Consider the following 18,294-nt stretch of genomic DNA (forward strand, 5'->3'; position numbering starts at 1 on the left):
GGACCCGCGGTAACCGCTCGCTCCCGGGTGTCACCTCGACGCCCCGGTCAGGCCCCGGGACGCCTGCCGTACCTCGGACCGGCCCAGGCGGCTGGGCCACCAAGCCCGCGCGCCCAGATCCCGTACCAGCGCCGGGACCAGCAGGGACCGCACCACCAAGGTGTCGAGCAGGACGCCGAAGGCGACGATGAAGGCTGTCTGCACGAGGAAGGCGAGGGGGATCACCACCAGCGCGGCGAAGGTGGCGGCGAGCACGACGCCCGCCGAAGTGATCACCCCGCCGGTGGTGACCAGCCCGCGCAGCACGCCCTCCCGCGCCCCGTGGCGCGCGGTCTCCTCGCGCACCCTGGACATGAGGAAGATGTTGTAGTCCACACCCAGCGCGACCAGGAAGACGAAGCCGTACAGCGGCACGGACGCGTCGCTGCCGGTGAATCCGAGCACGTGCGTGAAGACCAGCGTGGAGACGCCGAGGGTGGCCAGGAAGTTCAGTGCCACGGTGACCACCAGGAGCACGGGCGTCACCAGCGAGCGCAGCAGGACGATCAGGATGAGCAGGATGATCGCCAGGACGACCGGGACGATGAGCAGCGTGTCGTTCTCGGCGGTCTCTGTCGTGTCGTACCGCTGGGCGCTGTATCCGCCGATCATGACGCCGTTCTCGGAGGCGAGCGCGGCGCGCAGGCGCTTGACCGTGTCCTGGGCGGCGTCGCTGTCCGGCGCGTCGCGCAACGTCGCCTCCACCAGCACGAGTCCATCGACGACCTTGGGGGCGTCGCCCGGCCGTCCGTTCCGGGTCACCGCCGAGGCGTCGGACACGCCCTCCACGCCGGCGGCCGCCTTCTCCACGGCCGCGGCACGCTCGGCGGGGGCGACGATGACCGCGGGCTGCCCCGAGCCCCCGGGGAAGTGCTCGCTCAGCGTCGCCTGTGCCGCCACCGACGGCGCGTCGTTCACGAACGTCTCGTCCAGCGGCACCCCTCTGGCGTTCAGCTGCGGCACGAAGAGGGCGAGGCCGATGAGGGGCAGGACGGTCACGATCCAGAGGCGGCGCGGACGGCGGTCGACCAGGGCGGCCACCCGTCCCCAGATCCCGCGGGCCTTGGCGTCGGCCGGATGCGGTTTCGCCGGCCACAGGGCGGCGCGGCCCAGCAGGACGAGAACCGCGGGCAGGAAGGTGAGCGCGCTGAGGGCGGCGCACGCGATGCCGATGGCGCCCACCGGGCCGAGCGCGCGGTTGTTGGTCAGGCTGCTGAGCAGCAGCGCGAGCAGAGCCAGGGCCACCGTGGCGGCACTGGCGACGATCGGCTCGAACGAGCGCCGCAGCGCGACGCGGCCCGCGGCGAAGCGGTCGCCGGTCGTGGCCAGCTCCTCCCGGAAACGGGCGGTCAGCAGCAACGCGTAGTCGGTGGCCGCGCCGATGACCAGGATGAACAGGATGCCCTGCACCTGGCCGTCGACCCGGACGACACCGCGGTCGGCCAGGAAGTACACCACGGCGCATGCCAGGCCCAGGGCGAAGACCGCGCCGATGATGATGACGAGAGGCAGCAGCACGCTCCGGTACACCGCCAGCAGAATGACGAACACGGTGATCAGCGCCACCCCGAGCAGCAGGCCGTCGATCCCGGCGAAAGCGCCGGACAGGTCGGCCCGGGTGGCCGCCGGCCCCGCCAGTTGAGCCCGCAGGCCGTCGACCGCCACCGCCGAGCCGATCCGGTCCAGGGTCTCCCCGAGCGAGTCCTCGACGTCGGGGCTGAGCTGGACCACACCCTGCAGCGCCCGGCCGTCGTCCGATCCGAGGGCGGGTGTGGGCGTCCCGGCGACGCCCGCCGTGCCGCGCAGCGAGGCGAGCGTCCGGGTCGCCGCGGCGCTCTGCCCGGGAGTGATGTCCTTCCCGCCCGCGGTCCACACCACGATGAGCGGCTGCGTCTCACCCTGGCGGAAACCCTCCTGAACCTCCAGCACGCGCGTCGACTCCGCGCTCTGCGGCAGGAACGCGGCCTGGTCGTTGGTGGACACCTCGGTGAGCTTGCCGGCGAACGGCCCCAACCCTCCGCCGACGGCCAGCCAGACCAGCACCAGCAGCGTCGGGACGAGCCAGCGGATCGGTTGTCGCGCCATGAGGTCGCCTTTCCGTGATGCCATGTAACTCAATAATTGAGATACTCAATCGTTGAGTTAATGTAGCATGACGGCATGAACGGCGATAGCGAGGAGGGCGTCGACCTGCAGTCCTTCGCGGTACGACTGCGCCGGATGACCGCCGAGTTCAACCGCATCGCCCACGAGTTCGCCCACGAGCACGGGCTGCACACCACCGACGTCCAAGCCCTCATCAAGATCTTCGACGCTCCGTCGCCGATCACTCCCGGCCGGTTGCGGGAGGAGCTGAACCTCACGTCGGGTGCCATCACCGCCTGCCTCGACAGGCTGGAGCGGGCCGGGCACATCCGCCGGGTCCGTGACGCGCACGACCGGCGCGTGGTCCACCTGCACTACCTCGACGCGGCGAAGGAGTTCGCCGCCGCCTTCTTCCGCCCGCTCGGCCGTGGCACGGACAACGCCCTACGGCGTTTCAGCCCGGAGGAGTTGCGCACCGTGGCCGCCTTTCTCGACGCGATGAACGAGGAACTCGACGTGTTGCGAGCCACGCCGCGTTCTCCCTGACCTTGCCTTCGAGCGGGCGGGCGGAACGGTTGCATACCGGCGTCGAGTCCTCCCGTTCACCGCGTACCGCCCGCTCTCCGGTGACGGCGGCGTCCCGCGCCGCCTGCCCGGAGCGGCGGCCGGCGCCGCTCCGGGCAGGGCCGGCGTTCAGCTCGGGGCAGGGCGGACGTTCAGGTCGGAGCAGGGCGGACGTTCAGCTCGGAGCAGGGCGGACGTTCAGCTCGGGGTGAGGCGGACGTTCAGCGGAACAGGTGGGCGTTCTCGGCCGCCCAGTCGTCGAAGCCGCGCGGCGGGCGGCCGATGATCTCGCGTACGGCCGGCCGCTGGTCGAGCGTCCACCGGGTGAGCTCGGCGAGCCGCGCGCCGTACTCCTCCAGGGCGTACAGCGTCACGTCGATGCCGCTGTCGGGCCAGCCGCGACGCTGCCAGGTCGCGCGGCTGTCGTCGGGCGTCACTTCGATAGCGGCGATGTCGCGGCCGATGGCTCTGGCGATGCTCGCCACGCGCGACCGGGTGCTGATCGGCAGTCCGACGGCCTCGAGAACGGTGCCGACATAGCCGTCGGCGCGGAGCGCCGCCACCGCGACGGCGGCGAGGTCGTCCTCGTGGACGAAGGGATAGTGGCCGCCGTCCAGGAAGGCCTCCCGTACGACACGCTCGCCCCTGACCGTGTCCGGCCAGTCCGACCCCGTGGCCGGATAGGTGCCTTCGATCACCGCCCCCATCACCGCCGACGGGCGGATGTGCGTCCACTCCATCCCCGAGCGCTCGACGGCCCGCTCGACGGCCAGCCAGAACCACGTCTCCGGCGGATAGGCCTCCTCGTACTCCGGCCCGTGCGAGGACAGCACGACGATCCGCCGCACACCGGCACCCCGGGCGACCTCCAGCGCATCCCGCACCGTCGCCGGCACGGCTCCGGCGAGAAAGACGCCGTCAACGCCGGCGAAGACCTCGGCGCACTCCAGCGGCCGGGTGATGGACCCCTCGACGACCTCGGCCCCGCCGGGCCAGCCGTCCATCTGGCCGGGCTCGGCGAGGACGCGCACCCGATCCCCGGCCTCCAGCAGCTGCCGCGCCAGGCTCCGCCCGACGATCCCTGTGGGGCTGCTGCCCGCGTCCTTCCTGGCGCTGACGGCGGTCAGCAGGCGCAGACGGGCCTGCGACGCATCCGTGACCCGATTGATTCCACCCATGGCAAGGCCCTCCGACGTGAAGTGGAGATCTTGCGCCACCCCGGCGACCGGGGGAGGTTGCGGATCCGAGATCATCAACGCTACCAGCCCCGCGAGCCGGCCGGCACCGGCTCCGGAGCGTGCGGTCCGGCGGAGGTGTCGGCGGCTCGGCTGCGCGGACGCCCCGGGACGGTCGTCTCGGGGCGTCCGCTCAGGTGACCTCCCTGGCCGAGACGCCGACCGGCCGGCTGCGGTCATCGGGTGCGACGGCCGCCCCGTCCGGGGGCCGGGAAGATCGCCGGATCCGCTACCGGTGGTCGCAGGCCACGGTGATGTTCTTCCACCGGAAGGTGAAGTCGGCTGTCGCCAGCAAGGACCTCAGTCTGACGACCAGGTGGCGGAGGACCCTCCGGATCTTCCTGATGAGCATCAGCAGGGCCAGGGCCGTGATGGAGAGCGTGAGGCAGTCGGGGTTGTCGGCCATTGTCTCCAGGACAAGGGACAGCGGGGCCTGTCGGTTCATGATGCCTCCTATCGGAGGCCGGGGCCGCCCTGCCTGCCTACAGTTCTCTCGTCACGCGCGCCAGGCGTGCGTACTGTAGCCGTGTTTGCTGATTCACGAGGCCGACCTCGGCCTGTTGAGTTGGTGTGGACGCCTTCGCCGGAGGGCTGTCCGGCGGCATCGGCGTCGGTATTCCGTCGTCGGGAATGGCGCGCAGGTTTCAAAGACATCTGATCGCTCGATGCCCCGCCGTGTCTGCTCGCTACCTGTCTGATCTCCGGGGCGTCCGCTGCCGCGTGGATCGTGGCAGCGCGATCGCCGTTTGGTAACGGACGGTGAGACTGATACGTCCGGTAACCAAATGATAGCTCTATGGATACTTGCTTTCTATAGGCAACCTGTCGGGAATCTAAGTTTCTCTCCGCCTCGCGAGTCGGCGACGAATTTCCAGCTCATTAGGTGTCTACTTGAGTCTCTAATCAGCCTCCAGCAATGAGAAAACGCGCCAAGTGACCCTCTTGGCGCGTTTTGTGGGATTTAAGGCTCTATGGAGCTTTTGTCAAAATTAATGGGGGCTCATCCCTGGTGAGGGCCAGGTCAGGGCGCCCGGTAGTAGGGGTCGGCGACCTCGCCCTCGCCCCTGTCCGCCGAGAAACTGTAGACCTCGCGGCCCTGGATGAACACCCGCAGCGCGCGGCTCATGACGTCGAGCGGGTCGCCCGACCAGATGACGACATCGCCGTCCAGCCCCGGCCTCAGCGCTCCGACCCGGTCGTCCAGGCCCATGATCCTGGCCGGGTTCAGCGTGATCGAGCGCAGCGCGACCACGGGGTCCAGGCCCTCCTTGACCGCGAGCGTCGCCTGGTGCACGAGGAAGTGGATCGGCACGACCGGGTGGTCGGTGGTGATCGCCAGCTCGACGCCGGCACGGGCCAGGATGCCGGGATTGCGCAGCGACCGCTGGCGCAGCTCCACCTTCGACCTGCTGGTGAACAGCGGGCCGACGATCACCGGGATGTTCTTCTCGGCGAGCGTGTCGGCCAGCAGGTATCCCTCGGTGCCGTGATTGATCACCACGCGGTAGCCGAACTCGTCGGCCAGCCTGAGGGCGGTGGCGATGTCGTCGGCCCGGTGCGTGTGCTGGCACCACGGCAGCTCGCCGTCGAGCACCCGGACGAGGATCTCCAGCGTGCCGTCGCGGTCGAACGGCTTGCCCTCGGCCTCGGCGTGCTCCCGCTTGGCCCGGTAGTCCTGCGCCCTGGTGAACGCGTCACGGATCACCGCGGCCACGCCCTGCCGGGTGGAGGGCAGCTTCTTCTGGTCGCCGTAGACCCGCTTGGGGTTCTCGCCCAGCGCGCTCTTCACGCTCACCGGCTCACGGACCAGCATGTCGTCGACCGTACGGCCCCAGCACTTGACGGCGACCGTCTGCCCGCCGATGGGGTTGCCCGAACCGGGCTTGATGACGGCGGTGGTGACGCCGCCGGACAGGGCGTCGGCGAAGCCGAGGTCGGCCGGGTTGATCGCGTCGAGGGCGCGCAGCCGGGCGCCGTTGGGGTCGGTCATCTCATTGGTGTCCTGGCCGGCCCAGCCCTCGGCCTCCTCGTGGACGCCGAGGTGGCCGTGTGCCTCCACGAAGCCGGGCAGCACCCACGAGCCGCCCGCGTCGACCGTCGTGACACCGGCGGGCACGCTGACCTCGGCGTCGGGGCCGACCGCCACGATCTTGCCGTCCTGGATCAGGACGGTGCCGCCGTCGATCGGATCACCCTCCACCGGTACGACAAATCCACTGATGATGGCAATGTCCATGGAGGGAACCTACCGGCACCCCGTCCGGCCGCCGGAGGGCGATCGCCGGGGCGGGGCCGTAACCTGGGCGGATGGAGGAGCCGCCGGAGTACGGTCAGTGCCGGCCCGCGCCGGTGCTGCGCCGTTCCGTGTCCAGATACACCGGTTACCGCATAACCGGTCCGCCGGGGCTGCACCACGGCCTGCCGTCGGGGCACCTGACCCTCATCGTGTGCCTGTCCGGCACGCTCGACGTGGTCGCGATGCCCGACCGGGCCCGCCCGCCGGTCTCCTCCGTCTCGATGGTCGCCGGACTGCACGACGCCCCGGCCGTGATCTCTCATGACGGCCGGCAGTACGGTGTGCAGCTGGACCTGACCTGGCAGGGGGCCCGGACGCTGTTCGGCGTGCCCGCGGGGGAGCTCGTCGGCGACGTGGTCGACCTGGCGGCCCTGCTCGGCCGCCGCGCCGGAGAGCTGGCCGACCGGCTGGCCGGCGCGGCGGGCTGGCGGCAGCGGTTCGACGTGCTCGACCACGTCCTGGCCGGGCTCGCCGACGACCGTCGCGCCGAGCCCCCGGCGGAGGTGACCCGGGCCTGGCGGCGGCTGGCGGCGACGGGCGGGCGGTTGCCGGTCGGCGAGCTGGCCCGGGAGCTGGGGTGGAGCCGGCGGCACCTCGGTGAGCGGTTCCGCCGCGAGGTCGGCCTGTCCCCGAAGACGGCGGCCCGGGTGATCCGCTTCGAGCGGGCCTGCCGGCGGATGCGGTCCGCGGCCCGCCCGCCGCTGGCCGAGGTGGCCGCCGAATGCGGCTACTTCGACCAGGCCCACCTGGCCCGGGAGTTCCGCGCCCTGGCCGGCACCACCGCGACCGGATGGCTGGCGGAGTTCCCATCCGTCCAAGACCAGGGGGGCGGCCCGGCTCCAGGATGAGTCCATGACACAGACCAACAGCGCCGGCGCCCACGCGGCCACCGGCACCCCCTCGGTGTGGACCTGCCTGACCTATCGCGACGTGCGGGCCGCGTCCGCCTTCCTCGTCGAGGCGTTCGGCTTCGTCGAGCGGGCCAGCTACGGCGACAGCGAGACCGTGCGCCACGCCGAGCTCGTCTGGCCGGCCGGGAACGGCGGGGTCATGCTCGGACCGGCCGGAGCCGGCAACGAGTGCGGTCAGCCGGTGGGCACCGGCTCGACCTACGTGGTGGTCGACGAGCTCGACGCCCTGTTCGCCCGGGCCACCGCAGCCGGTGCGCGGGTAGTGCGGGGCATCAGGGACGAGGATTACGGCGGCCGCGGCTTCACCGTGCGCGACCCCGAGGGCGCCCTGTGGAGCTTCGGCACCTATCAGGGCTGACCCCCGTGCCCGGGTCCTGAGCCCGCCGTCCGGGCGGCGGAGCGGAGACGCCCCGGCCCGATCACGGCCGGGGCGGGACGGCGGGCGGGACATCGGACGGCCGGCGGCCTGCTCTGATCAGGTGGAAGCCGCGCGCCGCGATCACCACGGCGCCCGCCAGGGCGGCCGTCCCGAGCCAGACGTAGAGGGGCAGCCACAGGTAGGTGATCTGCTCCATGGTGCCGGCCCGGTTGTAGAGGAAGCCGAAGATCGAGGCGAGCGAGGCGAAGATCACCAAGGGGAGAGCGTACGGCGACAGCCGCAGGACGGTCCGCCACAGGGGGTGCCCCGCCCTCCGCCGGGCCCAGCGCTGTGAGCGGAGGGCGCCGCGCGCGCCGAGCGCGAGGGCGAGGATCGTGAGGCCCGCGAGAACGAGGTCGGCGGTCATGGTGAAGGGCGCGGTGGGTTCCGGGGTCCTGCCCTGGGCCAGGTCCACCAGGCCCCGCGCGATGAGCACGCTGTCGTCGTCGGGGCTCATCCCGGTGTTGGCGACGACGGCGACGCCGTAGCCTTCGTCGGGGACCAGGATCTGCACGGAGTTGTGGGTGAGCAGCCAGCCGGTGTGCTGGACCCACGTGGAGCCGTGCTCAGGACCGCCGCGCCGCCAGCCCATCCCGTAGGTGCCCCCCTTGGGAGGGGTCCACATGGTCTCGATGCTCCGGTCGGAGACGACCTGTCGGCCGTCGGCGGTCCGCCCCCCGCTGTTCTGTGTGATCAGCCAGCGGGACAGGTCGGTGGCCGTGGTGACGACGCCGTGGCCCCCGTTGGTGAACCAGCGGGGATGGGCGCGCGGGATCACCTGGCCGTAGGCGCGGATGTATCCCCTGGCGGCGCCCGGCATCTCCGCGGTGCTGTCGACGGTGGTGGTGTCCGCCATGCCGATCGGCCCGAACACCTCGGCGGACATGTATTCGGCGAACGGGACCCCGGCCACGACCTCGACCAGCCGCGCCGCGACGAAGTAGTTGGGGTTGTGGTAGCTCATCCTGGTCCCCGGTGCGGTGGCCAGCTCCGCGCCGCGCATCCGGGCGACGGCGCCGGTCAGCGTGTCCGGCTGCGGCAGGGTCAGGTCGGGGAAGGCGGAGTCGGCCATGCCGGAGGTCTGGTTCAGCAGCTGCCGTACGGTGATCCTGGCGGCCCGCGGGTCGGCCAGCCGGAACTCGGGCAGATACCGGCGGACCGGCGCGTCCAGGTCCACCCTGCCCGCCTCGACCAGTCGCATGACGGCCAGGGCGGTGAAGGACTTGGAGAGCGAGGCCACCGGCATCGGCGTCCGCGCCGTGACGGCCCTGCCGTCCGCGCCGTGCCCGTAACCGGCGGCACGTACGACCTGGTCGCCCCTGGTGACCGCGACCATGGCACCGGGGAGGCCGGTCCGCCGCAGATAGTCGTTCACATAACGGTCGACGGCAGCCGCGTCGAGGGCGCCGCCGGGCGGGGCGGCGGCCGCGGCGGGGGTCAGGGCCGCCGGTATCAGGACCGCGGCCACCAGTCCGGCACATGCCACCAGCTTCTTCACGATGCACTCCGTCACTGCTCTGTATGGGACTCCGAGGACCATAAGGAGCAGGGGAGGGCGGCCGTATCGCACGATCGGCGCCGCCCACCCCTGACTTTCGTCAGGGGTGGGCGCGAGGGGGCGGCCGGCCGTGACCGTCATCCGGGGGCGCGGCGCCCCGCGGTCATGCGGTGGCTTCCGCGTCAGCGACGGCGCCCGCGGTCACGTGAAGGTGACCCGGCGGTCATGCGGTGGCGCCCCGCGGTCATGCGGCCGTCAGCCGTGCTGGCCTCCGTCGCCGTTGCCGGGCCGGCCCCAGGGGCCGGTGATCGCGAACACGTAGCCGGGGGACTGGATGTTGGCGAACAGGATCCTCCCGTCCGCGCTGAAGGTCGGGCCGGTGAACTCGCTGTCGTTGAGCTCGTTGCGGGCCATCGGGTAGGCCTTCCCCTGCTTGGTGACGCCGACCAGGTGCGAGAGGCCCTCGCCGTCCTCGGCCAGGATGATCCCGCCGTACGGGGAGACCGTGATGTTGTCCGGGCCGTCGTAGTCGGTGTCCTGCTCGGGGTCCGGGTTGACCCCGAAGATGGTCCTGAGGGTGACCGTCTCCGACCTGGGGTCGTAGAACCACACCTGCCCGTCGTGCTCGTTGACGCTGCCGTCGTCGGTGCGGGCGTAGCTGGAGACGAAGTAGGCGCCGCCGTCGGCCCACCAGGCGCCCTCAAGCTTGCGGCTCCGGGTGACCTGGCCGTCGGCGAACTGCTTGCGCACCGAGACCGTCGCGGCGTCGCGGTCCGGCACGTCGATCCACTCCACCCTGTAGCGGGTGCCCGGCTGGGTGGCCTCGGACAGGTCGGCGATGTGCCTGCTCCCCTTGAAGCAGCTCATGGCCTGCAGGGTGCCGGCGGTGTCGCCGCCCTCACCGAGCGCGAGCGCCCGGAGCGCGCCCTTGCCGCCCCGGAAGTGCCTGGGCGGGGTCCAGCGGAAGTACAGGCCGTTCGGCCCGCCCGCGTCCTCGGTCTCGTAGATCGCGGAGGTGTGCGGGTCGACCGCGACGGCCTCGTGCGAGAACCTGCCCAGGAACTTCAGCGGGACCGGGTCGAGGTTGGCGTCGCGGTCGAACGGGTCCACCTCGAAGACGTACCCGTGGTTCTTCTGGAAGACCCCGCCGGCGCGCTGCTCGGTCTCCTCGCACGTCAGCCAGGTGCTCCAGGGGGTGATGCCGCCCGCGCAGTTGTTGTGCGTGCCGGCCACGCTGACGTACTCGCGGATCCGGTTCCCCTGGCCGTCGACCTCGATGTTGGTGGTGCCACCGCGTGCGCCGGGGTCGTAGGTCAGGCCCGGCAGGGCCGGCACGGGGTAGGGCTCGTTCCCGCCGATCTCGTGGTTGTTGACCAGGACGGAGCCGTTGCGTCCCCGGAAGAACCCGGTGCCGTCGGCGTCGCTCGGAGTCGGCTCGCCCGTCTCCAGGAGCGTCTTGCCGGCCTGGGCGACGATCTTGTAGGAGAAGCCGCGCGGCAGTGCGAGCAGGCCGGCCGGGTCGGCGACGACGGGGCCGTAGCCCACCGCCTTGAGGCCGGCCTGGGCGGTCTGGGCGGCGGCGGGGCCGGCGATGGCGTCGACGCTGCCGATGATGGCGATGCCCAGGCCACCCGCGGCCCCGGAACGTAGCAGGTCGCGGCGCGAGATCGGGGGAGTCATAGAAGTACCTTTTTCATCCATTTTGGTAGGTATGACGGGACTCAAGTCCCCCAGGCTGAACGCTTCTTTCCCCGATGCGGTCACCGTGGTGAACGGACGGCGAACGATCGGCCGCGGCGTCGGACGGCGCCCCGTGGGCCATCGGTCCGGCGCACGGCGGGCTCCCCGCTCCGGCGGCGGTGGGCTCCCCGCGCCGCGGCGACCTCCGTCGACCTTGACCGCGGCCAGGGAGACCTCCGTCGACCTTGACCGCGGCCGGGGCGATACGCGGGGACCCGGCTCCTGACACCCTTCTCGGCGCGCCGGGAGAAAACGATGTTTTCGTGATCATAAAGAGACCGGGGGCGGGTGAGGCGTGGGGTGCGGACCCGGCTTGACCGGATTCTCCGTGACGTTCTTGATACGGGCGGCGTTAACGCGAATTCGGTGAGTTATCAGGCTCGGGCATTGCCTCTCATATCAGGTCATATCGCGCCTGTGAACATTGGTCAGGCCCGCGGGTCGAGGGCGAACAGCCGGACCAGCTCGTCGAGGCGGTAGTGGAACTGCCCGGCCTGGCCGTTGTCGACCACCGAGGCGGAGCGGGTCTCGACCAGGGCGCCGAGGTGCCGCCCGGCGGAGTCGTGGTCCAGGCCGCAGACGGCGGCGACGGTGCCGATCGTGAAGTCGACGGGCCCCAGCCGGGCCAGCCGGGCCAGCGTCTGCTGGACCTCCTCGTTCATCCGCGAGTAGCTGTGCCGCAGGCCGTCCCGTACGGTCAGGTCCGCGATGCTCAGCTCGTCCAGGCGGCCACGCTCGTCACGGAGCAGGGCGGCGAGGGCGGCGAGCGGCCAGCGCGGGCGGGCGGCGAGCCGGGCGCCGCAGATGCGCACCGCCAGGGGCAGCCCGCCGCACAGCCGGACCAGCTCGGCCGCGGCGTCAGGCTCGGCGATGACCCGTTCGTGCCCGGCGACGGCCGCCAGGAGCTGGATGGCGTGGTCGGTGTCGAACCCGTCGAGATCCACGAACTTGGCGCCGCTGACGCCCACCAGCCGGGACCGGCTGGTGACCAGGACCGAGCACGCCGAGGAGGCGGGGAGCAGCGGCCTCACCTGCGCCTCTCCCACGGCGTCGTCCAGCACGACCAGGATGCGGCGGCCGTTCATGAGGCTGCGGTACAGGGCCATGCGCTCGGCCAGGTCGTCCGGGACGGCGGCCTTGCCGACCCCGAGCGCCCGCAGGAACCGTCCGAGCACGCGGGCCGGGGACTCGGGAGCGTTCCCGGTGCCGCGCAGGTCGGCGTAGAGCTGGCCGTCCATGTACATCGGCGCCAGCCGGTGCGCGACGTGCACGGCCAGGGTGGTCTTGCCGGCCCCGGCCGGGCCGGTGACGCCCGCGATCAGCGGGGCCGGCCACGCCGGGTCGTTCAGCAGCCCACCCAGGTGGTCGAGGAGCACGGCGATCGCCTTGTCGCGCCCCAGGAAGTCGGCGGTGTCGGCGGGGACCTGGTGAGGCACGATCGTGCGTCCCCATCCCGCGCCGTGGACCCGTTCGAACCCGCCGAGCGGGTCCTGGTCGAGCACGGTGAGGTAGGCGCGCTGGGCATCCGCGCTGGGCGCGACGCCCAGCTCGTCGGCGAGCCGGGATCTCAGCCGCTCGTACTCCATGAGCGCCTCGGCGGGGCGGCCGCAGGCGGCGTACAGCTCGATCAGGCGCGTGTGCAGCGGCTCGTCGAACGGCCGGGCCCGGGCCAGGGCGCGGGTCCTGGGCAGCAGCAGCTCGGGGGCCTGCACCGAGATGGCGAGCGCGGCCAGCCGCTGCAGGCACATGGCGTGGTCGTCGTCCAGGGCCCGTACCGCGGGGTCCTCCCGCACCCCGTCGGGGGCGCCGTCCAGCACGGAGCCGTACCACTGTTCGAGCGCGCCCATCAGGGAGGACAGGCGCTGGTGGGGATCGAGGCCGGCGGTGTCGGAGTCGGCGGCCAGCGCGGCGCGGAACCGAGCGGCGTCGATGAACCGGGGCGGCAGCCGCAGCCGGTAGCCGCTGTCGACGTGCTCGATGGAGGCGACCGCGCCGGCCTTGTCGCGCAGCCAGGAGCGCAGCCGCGACACGGCGGTGCGCAGGGCGATCGTGCTGCCCGAGCCGTGGCCCCACACCTGCTCCAGCAGCCGTCTCTCGGCGACGACCTCGCCGTTGTGCAGCAGCAGCACGGCCAGCAGCATGCGGGGATGCCGCGCCGGCAGCGCCACCGTGATCCCGTCCCGGCAGACCCGGAACGGTCCGAGAATCTGGAAGTCGTAGGTGGGAACAGCCCTGTCGACGATCATGCCTGTTCCTCCGCCTGGGCCCCTCACGCTCCGTTGCGGAAGGACACCCCTAAGCCGCATTTACCTCGTTTGCGGACATAGCAATCTTACGGCTAATGATCGGCAATGTCCGGCCTTTAACGTTCCATGTGGCAGATGCCGCAAGTCGTACCTAACGGCGTAACACGGGGTAACGGCGGATCTAGATGGTGAACAACATGCGGGAATTCCGGTAATGCAACAGATGGTAGTCGGCCGATTCCTCGACGTCGTTAACAGCAATTCTGACCGCGTTGCGGTGTATTCGGTTGATGCTTCAATCACTTACGGTGAGCTCGCCGCCGCGGCCGGTGGGATCCAGCGCCTCGTCACCGAGGCCGGCGGCCGTCCGGGAGGGCGGGTCGGCCTCCTGACCGGTCACGACGCGACGGTCATCGCCGCCATCCTGGGGACCCTGCTCTCCGGCTGCGTCTACGTCCCGCTGGACCCCTCGTATCCGGTGCCGCGGCTGGCGTACATGGTCGACGACGCCGATGTGAGCGTGCTGGTCACCACCCGCAGGCACGAGGCGCTCGCCCGGACCCTCCTCGGCGAGCGGTCCTGCGCCGTGGTCCTCGTCGAGGACGCGACCCCGGCGGCGCCGGTGGCCCCCGAGACGGTCGAGCCGGACAGCGTGGCCTACCTGCGCTACACCTCCGGATCCACTGGCGTGCCCAAGGGGGTGGCCCAGAGCCACCGGAACCTGGCGCACTGCGTCGGCAACCAGATCGAGAGCCTGTCGATCACCTCCGAGGACCGGCTCAGCCTGCTCGCCTCGGTCAGCTTCGACGCCTCCATCCCGGACATCTACCCCGCGCTGCTGAGCGGCGCGGCCGTGGTGCCGATCGACGTCCGCGCGCTCGGGCCGGGCGAGCTGGTGCGCCGCCTGGCCGACCTGGGCGTGACCGTCTACCACTCCACCCCGACGCTCTACCGCTACGTGCTCGACGCGCTGGGGCCGGCCGGCCGGCTGCCCTCGGTCCGCGCCGTGCTGCTCGGCGGCGAGCGGGTGACCGGCTCCGACGTGGCCGCCGGCCGGGGGCGTTTCGCCGACCGCTGCCGGTTCGTCAACGGGTACGGGGCCACCGAGGCCACCTTCGTGGCCCACCACCGGATCTCCTTCGACCCCTCGGAGGCCGGGCCGGAGCCGGGTCCCCTGGTGCCGATCGGCCGTGCGCTGCCGGGCTACGAGGTGGTCCTGCTGGACGCCGACGGCGGCGAGGGCGAGATCGCCATCCGCAGCCCGTATCTGGCCCTGGGATATTGGCGGGACCCCGAGCGCACCGCCGCGCGATTCACCACCGACGGCGACGGCAGGCGGGTCTACCGCACCGGAGACCTGGGACGCGAGCTGCCCGACGGCACGCTGGTCTGCCTGGGCAGACTGGACCGGCAGATCAAGGTGCGCGGGTTCCGCGTCGAGCCGGCCGAGGTGGAGACGCACCTGGCCGGACAGCCCGGAGTGGCCAGGGCCGTGGTCACGCTCGCCGGGGACCGGCTCGTCGCCCACGTACAGCCCGCCCCCGGCGCCGTGCTCGATCCGGCCGCGATGCGGCGGAGCGCCGCCGAGGTCCTCCCGGACTACCTGGTCCCCGCGGCGATCATGGTGCTCGACGCGCTGCCGCTCACCCCGACCGGCAAGGTGGACGCCCGGGCCCTGCCCGCTCCGGGCCCCGTCCGCGACGGCGAGCGGCCGGCCACCCCCGCCGAGGCCACCGTGCACGACGCCTGGTGCGAGGTGCTCGGCGTGGCGCGGATCGGCGTGACCGAGCCGTTCTTCGACGCCGGCGGCCACTCCCTGCTCCTGGGACGGCTCCAGCAGCGCCTGTCCGAGACGTTCGGGACTCCGGTGCCGATGGTGACGCTGTTCGAGCACACCACGGTGCGGGCCCAGGCCCGGGCCCTGTCCGCCCCGGCCGACACGCCGCCCCCGCCGCCGCCGGCCGCGGTCCCCTCCGCCGCCGACGGCTTCGACGACCTCGACGACCTCGACGGCCACATCGCGGTGGTCGGCCTGGCCTGCCGCTTCCCCGGCGCGCCCGACCCGGCCGCGTTCTGGTCCGTGCTGTCCGACGGAGTGGACGCCATCTGGGACTACCCGGAATCGGAGCTGCGCGAGCTGGGCGTCGGGGCGGGGCTGCTGGCCGACCCCGCGCACGTGAGGGCCGGCGGGAAGCTGGACGGGGTGGCGGACTTCGACGCGGAGTTCTTCGGGTTCACCGCCGAGGAGGCCGCCCGCACCGATCCGCAGCACCGCCTGTTCCTGGAGACGGCCTGGGAGGCCCTGGAGGACGCGGGATACGACCCGGGCCGCTTCGACGGCCAGATCGGCGTGTACGCCTCCACCTCGGCCAACCGCTACTTCCTGTTCCACCTGTTCGGCAACCCCGCCGCCGGCGCCCCGGACGACCCCGACGACTGGGAGGGGCGGCTCCTGCCCCACCAGCGCGCCGACCACCTGCCCGGGCAGGTCGCCTACCGGCTCGGGCTGACCGGACCGGCGGTCGCGGTGCAGACCGCCTGCTCCAGCTCCCTGGTCGCGGTGTGCATGGCCGCCCAGAACCTCGCCGACCACCGCTGCGACCTCGCGCTCGCGGGCGGGGTCAGCGTCACCTGGCCCCGCTACCGGCACACCCCCGGCGGGATGGTCTCCCCGGACGGGCGGTGCCGCGCCTTCGACGCCGCGGCCAACGGCTCGGGATTCTCCAGCGGGAGCGGCGTGGTGGCGCTCAAGCGGCTCGCCGACGCCATGGCCGACGGCGACCACGTGTACGCCGTGATCCCCGGCTGGGCGGTCGGCAACGACGGCGCCGCCCGGGCCGGCTTCGCCGTACCGGGTCTGAGCGGCCAGGTGGCCGCGGTGACCGAGGCCCTCGGCGACGCGGGGATCTCCCCCGACGAGATCGGCATGGTGGAGGCGCACGGCAGCGGCACGCCGCTGGGCGACGCCATCGAGGTGGAGGCGCTGACCCGTGCCTTCCGGGCGGCCGGCGCGCGGGACACCGGTCACTGCGCGCTGGGCGCGGTCAAGACCAACATCGGCCACACCGACGCCGCCTCCGGGATCGCGGGGTTCATCAAGGCGGTCCTGTCGGTACGGCACGGGCAGATCCCCGGCAACCTGCACCTCGACTCCCCCAACCCGCAGCTCGACCTGGAGCGCGGGCCGTTCTACCTGCCCGCCAAGACGGTGCACTGGCCCGAGGGCCGCCGGCGGGTGGCCGGGGTCAGCGCGATCGGCATCGGCGGCACCGGGGCCCACGTCCTGGTGGCCGAGGCGCCGCAGCCGCAGGCCACGGTGCCCGCCTCCGGGGGCCGGTATCTGCTCCCGATCTCCGCCCGCTCTCCCGAGGCCCTCCGCGCCGCGATCGTACGGCTGCGCGAGCACCTCGCCGCCAACCCGCACCTGTCACCGGCCGACGTGGCGCACACCCTGACGGCCGGACGCCGTTCCTTCGCCCACCGGGCCGTCGTGGAGTGCGGCAGCCTCGCCGAGGCGATCGCGGCCCTCGACCCCGACCGGCTGATGTCCCAGGCCGGCGCGCCGGAGACGCTGCCTTCCGGCTCCGCCGTCCCAGGGCGGCGGGTACCGCTGCCGACCTATCCCTTCCAACGACAGCGCTACTGGATCGACCCGCCGGGAGGCACCCGATGACCACCCTGACGGCCCGCTGGTTCCGGTGCGCGCGGCCCCTGCCGCACGCGCCGCTCCGGCTGTTCTGCCTGCCGTACGCCGGCGCGGGCGCGGGCGTGTTCCACCCCTGGCCGGCCGCCCTCGCCCCCGACGTGGAGGTGGTGGGCGTCCAGCTACCGGGCAGGGAGAACCGGATCGTCGAGCCGCCCGAGATCGACCTGGCCGAGCTGGCCGACGCGGTCGCCGACGCCGTGACCGCCGACAGCCGCCCCTACGCGCTGTACGGGCACTCGCTGGGCGCGCGGCTGGCGTTCGAGGTGACCCGGCGGCTGGACCGTGCCGACGCGCCGCTGCCGGTCCGGCTGTATGTGGGCGCCGCCCGCGCACCGCATCTGCACGCCTCCGCCGACACCTTCGACGGGCTCTCCCGCGTCTCCGACGACGAGCTGGTGACCCGGGTGGTGGCCGGGGGCGGCGTGCCCGAGGCGGTCGCCGCCGAGCCGGAGCTGCTGGAGCTGCTGCTGCCGACGCTGCGGGCGGACTTCGCCTGGCTGGACGACTACGTCTACCAGCCCGGACCGGCGCTGCCGGTGCCGATCACGGCCTTCGCCGGCACGCTCGACCGGGCCGTCTCGATGGAGCAGGTGGCCGCCTGGGAGCAGCACACCGCCGCGGGCTTCGCCCTGCACCGCCTCGACGGCGGTCACTTCTTCCTCCAGGACAGGCTGGCGGACCTGACCACCCTGCTGTCGGCGGACCTCAGGGCCGCGGGCGGTGGGCTGTGACGAAGGTGAGACTGGGAGACAGCGGCTGGTCGGTGTGGCCGGACGCGTTGCTGCGCACGACGGGGTTCCCCGCCGACGGGCTGGACGCCTTCGCGGCGCCCGCGGCCGCCGCCGCGGCCGACGATCTGCTCGCCGGTAACGGTGATGCGGAGATGTTCGACAAGACGCTGGCCGAGGCGGTCGCGGCGGGTGCTCGCAAGATCTGTGAGATCGCCGCTGATCCGCTGTTCCGTGAGGCGGTGACCTGGCAGAACCCGGGTGTGCTGGTCGCCTTGGACGGCTTGGTGGCCGGTGGTCCGGAGGCGAGCCGTAATGTGCGGCGGCGGGACCGGGAGCGGGCGGTGATCCGTTACTGGCAGCGTTACTGCGCCAAGAACGAGACCATCGGGTTCTTCGGCCCGGTCTGCTGGATCGACGTCGAGCGGTCCGAGCAGGCGCTGAGCGTCCGGACCGGCCCGGGCCTGCTCCGCCACCGACGGGTGTTCTTCGAGGGCTGGGCGATGACCGCCTACGCCGATCATCTGGCCGGGGATCCGCTGGTCCGCCGCTGGTGGCCGCCCGCGCTGCTGCCCCATCTCACCGTGCAGGAGCGGTCGCTGCTGCGACCGATGCAGCCGCCGCTGGCGCTGTCGCCGGTGGAGGCGGCGGTGCTGGCCCGCTGTGACGGACGGACCCCGGCGGTGGAGGTCGTCGCCGGGCTGGACCGGCCGGAGGACGGCTACCTGCTGCTGGAGCGGCTGGTCGAGCGGGAGTTGATCACCTGGGACGCGGCGCTGCCGATCGGCCGCGACGCCGAGGACGTGCCTGCGTGAGCGGATCGCCTCG

General features: G+C 72.4%; 13 protein-coding genes. 6 read left to right on the plus strand and 7 right to left on the minus strand.

Going from position 1 to position 18,294, the window contains the following annotated elements; translation table 11 throughout:
• Positions 1-30 precede the first annotated feature (30 nt).
• Positions 31-2,124 carry an MMPL family transporter gene (locus J2S55_RS18885; protein ID WP_306862525.1) on the minus strand — a complete coding sequence of 698 codons (2,094 nt, stop codon included), beginning with the start codon at positions 2,122-2,124 and terminating at the stop codon, positions 31-33.
• 75 nt (positions 2,125-2,199) lie between these two features.
• On the opposite strand from J2S55_RS18885, the gene J2S55_RS18890 reads away from it, so the two are divergent.
• On the plus strand, positions 2,200-2,670 hold the full coding sequence (locus J2S55_RS18890) for a MarR family winged helix-turn-helix transcriptional regulator (protein ID WP_306862527.1): 471 nt from the start codon (positions 2,200-2,202) through the stop codon (positions 2,668-2,670).
• 239 nt (positions 2,671-2,909) lie between these two features.
• Here J2S55_RS18890 and J2S55_RS18895 read toward each other — a convergent pair whose 3' ends face one another.
• From J2S55_RS18895 to J2S55_RS18905, 3 genes are all read right to left on the minus strand, one after another.
• Entirely contained in the window at positions 2,910-3,866 is a 957-nt protein-coding gene (locus J2S55_RS18895) for an NAD(P)H-binding protein (RefSeq protein ID WP_306862530.1), read from the minus strand.
• Positions 3,867-4,152: 286 nt separating this feature from the next.
• Positions 4,153-4,368, minus strand: coding sequence for a hypothetical protein (locus J2S55_RS18900; RefSeq protein WP_306862532.1), 216 nt, complete (start codon positions 4,366-4,368; stop codon positions 4,153-4,155).
• A 576-nt stretch (positions 4,369-4,944) separates the two neighbouring features.
• On the minus strand, positions 4,945-6,159 hold the full coding sequence (locus tag J2S55_RS18905; RefSeq protein WP_306862535.1) for an amidohydrolase: 1,215 nt from the start codon (positions 6,157-6,159) through the stop codon (positions 4,945-4,947).
• Between the two features lie 71 nt (positions 6,160-6,230).
• Between J2S55_RS18905 and J2S55_RS18910 the strand changes: the two genes are divergently transcribed.
• Together J2S55_RS18910 and J2S55_RS18915 are read left to right on the plus strand one after the other, a co-directional pair.
• Positions 6,231-7,067 carry a helix-turn-helix domain-containing protein gene (locus tag J2S55_RS18910; RefSeq protein ID WP_306862538.1) on the plus strand — a complete coding sequence of 279 codons (837 nt, stop codon included), beginning with the start codon at positions 6,231-6,233 and terminating at the stop codon, positions 7,065-7,067.
• Between the two features lie 4 nt (positions 7,068-7,071).
• Entirely contained in the window at positions 7,072-7,488 is a 417-nt protein-coding gene (locus J2S55_RS18915; protein WP_306862541.1) for a VOC family protein, read from the plus strand.
• Positions 7,489-7,549: 61 nt separating this feature from the next.
• On the opposite strand, the gene J2S55_RS18920 is transcribed toward J2S55_RS18915, so the two are convergent.
• From J2S55_RS18920 to J2S55_RS18930, 3 genes are all read right to left on the minus strand, one after another.
• Positions 7,550-9,046: a serine hydrolase domain-containing protein gene (locus tag J2S55_RS18920; RefSeq protein ID WP_306862544.1), complete on the minus strand. Its 1,497-nt coding sequence runs from the start codon at positions 9,044-9,046 to the stop codon at positions 7,550-7,552.
• 255 nt (positions 9,047-9,301) lie between these two features.
• Complete coding sequence (locus tag J2S55_RS18925) at positions 9,302-10,726, minus strand: alkaline phosphatase PhoX (protein ID WP_306862547.1); 1,425 nt, start codon at positions 10,724-10,726, stop codon at positions 9,302-9,304.
• Positions 10,727-11,214: 488 nt separating this feature from the next.
• Positions 11,215-13,032, minus strand: coding sequence for an AfsR/SARP family transcriptional regulator (locus J2S55_RS18930; protein WP_306862550.1), 1,818 nt, complete (start codon positions 13,030-13,032; stop codon positions 11,215-11,217).
• A gap of 223 nt (positions 13,033-13,255) precedes the next feature.
• On the opposite strand from J2S55_RS18930, the gene J2S55_RS18935 reads away from it, so the two are divergent.
• Genes J2S55_RS18935 through J2S55_RS18945 form a run of 3 tightly spaced genes read left to right on the plus strand, consistent with a single transcriptional unit; the run spans position 13,256 to position 18,281 of the window.
• Entirely contained in the window at positions 13,256-16,705 is a 3,450-nt protein-coding gene (locus J2S55_RS18935) for an amino acid adenylation domain-containing protein (protein ID WP_306862553.1), read from the plus strand.
• Positions 16,702-17,469 (plus strand): thioesterase II family protein, encoded by a 768-nt coding sequence (locus J2S55_RS18940; protein WP_306862556.1) that lies wholly within the window; start codon positions 16,702-16,704, stop codon positions 17,467-17,469. The genes J2S55_RS18935 and J2S55_RS18940 overlap by 4 nt, the downstream gene beginning before the upstream one ends.
• The gene (locus J2S55_RS18945) at positions 17,466-18,281 is read left to right on the plus strand and encodes a lantibiotic dehydratase (RefSeq protein WP_306862559.1); all 816 of its coding nucleotides are present in this window, start codon (positions 17,466-17,468) and stop codon (positions 18,279-18,281) included. The genes J2S55_RS18940 and J2S55_RS18945 overlap by 4 nt, the downstream gene beginning before the upstream one ends.
• The last annotated feature ends 13 nt before the right edge of the window (positions 18,282-18,294 follow it).

Origin of the sequence: Streptosporangium brasiliense (assembly GCF_030811595.1) — a bacterium.
Taxonomy (GTDB): domain Bacteria; phylum Actinomycetota; class Actinomycetes; order Streptosporangiales; family Streptosporangiaceae; genus Streptosporangium; species Streptosporangium brasiliense.

Coding starts and splice junctions, on each gene's coding strand:
- J2S55_RS18885 (WP_306862525.1), bottom strand. CDS start 2,124: ATGGCGCGACAACCGATCCGCTGGCTCGTCCCGACGCTGCTGGTGCTG.
- J2S55_RS18890 (WP_306862527.1), top strand. CDS start 2,200: ATGAACGGCGATAGCGAGGAGGGCGTCGACCTGCAGTCCTTCGCGGTA.
- J2S55_RS18895 (WP_306862530.1), bottom strand. CDS start 3,866: ATGGGTGGAATCAATCGGGTCACGGATGCGTCGCAGGCCCGTCTGCGC.
- J2S55_RS18900 (WP_306862532.1), bottom strand. CDS start 4,368: ATGAACCGACAGGCCCCGCTGTCCCTTGTCCTGGAGACAATGGCCGAC.
- J2S55_RS18905 (WP_306862535.1), bottom strand. CDS start 6,159: ATGGACATTGCCATCATCAGTGGATTTGTCGTACCGGTGGAGGGTGAT.
- J2S55_RS18910 (WP_306862538.1), top strand. CDS start 6,231: ATGGAGGAGCCGCCGGAGTACGGTCAGTGCCGGCCCGCGCCGGTGCTG.
- J2S55_RS18915 (WP_306862541.1), top strand. CDS start 7,072: ATGACACAGACCAACAGCGCCGGCGCCCACGCGGCCACCGGCACCCCC.
- J2S55_RS18925 (WP_306862547.1), bottom strand. CDS start 10,726: ATGACTCCCCCGATCTCGCGCCGCGACCTGCTACGTTCCGGGGCCGCG.
- J2S55_RS18930 (WP_306862550.1), bottom strand. CDS start 13,032: ATGATCGTCGACAGGGCTGTTCCCACCTACGACTTCCAGATTCTCGGA.
- J2S55_RS18935 (WP_306862553.1), top strand. CDS start 13,256: ATGGTAGTCGGCCGATTCCTCGACGTCGTTAACAGCAATTCTGACCGC.
- J2S55_RS18940 (WP_306862556.1), top strand. CDS start 16,702: ATGACCACCCTGACGGCCCGCTGGTTCCGGTGCGCGCGGCCCCTGCCG.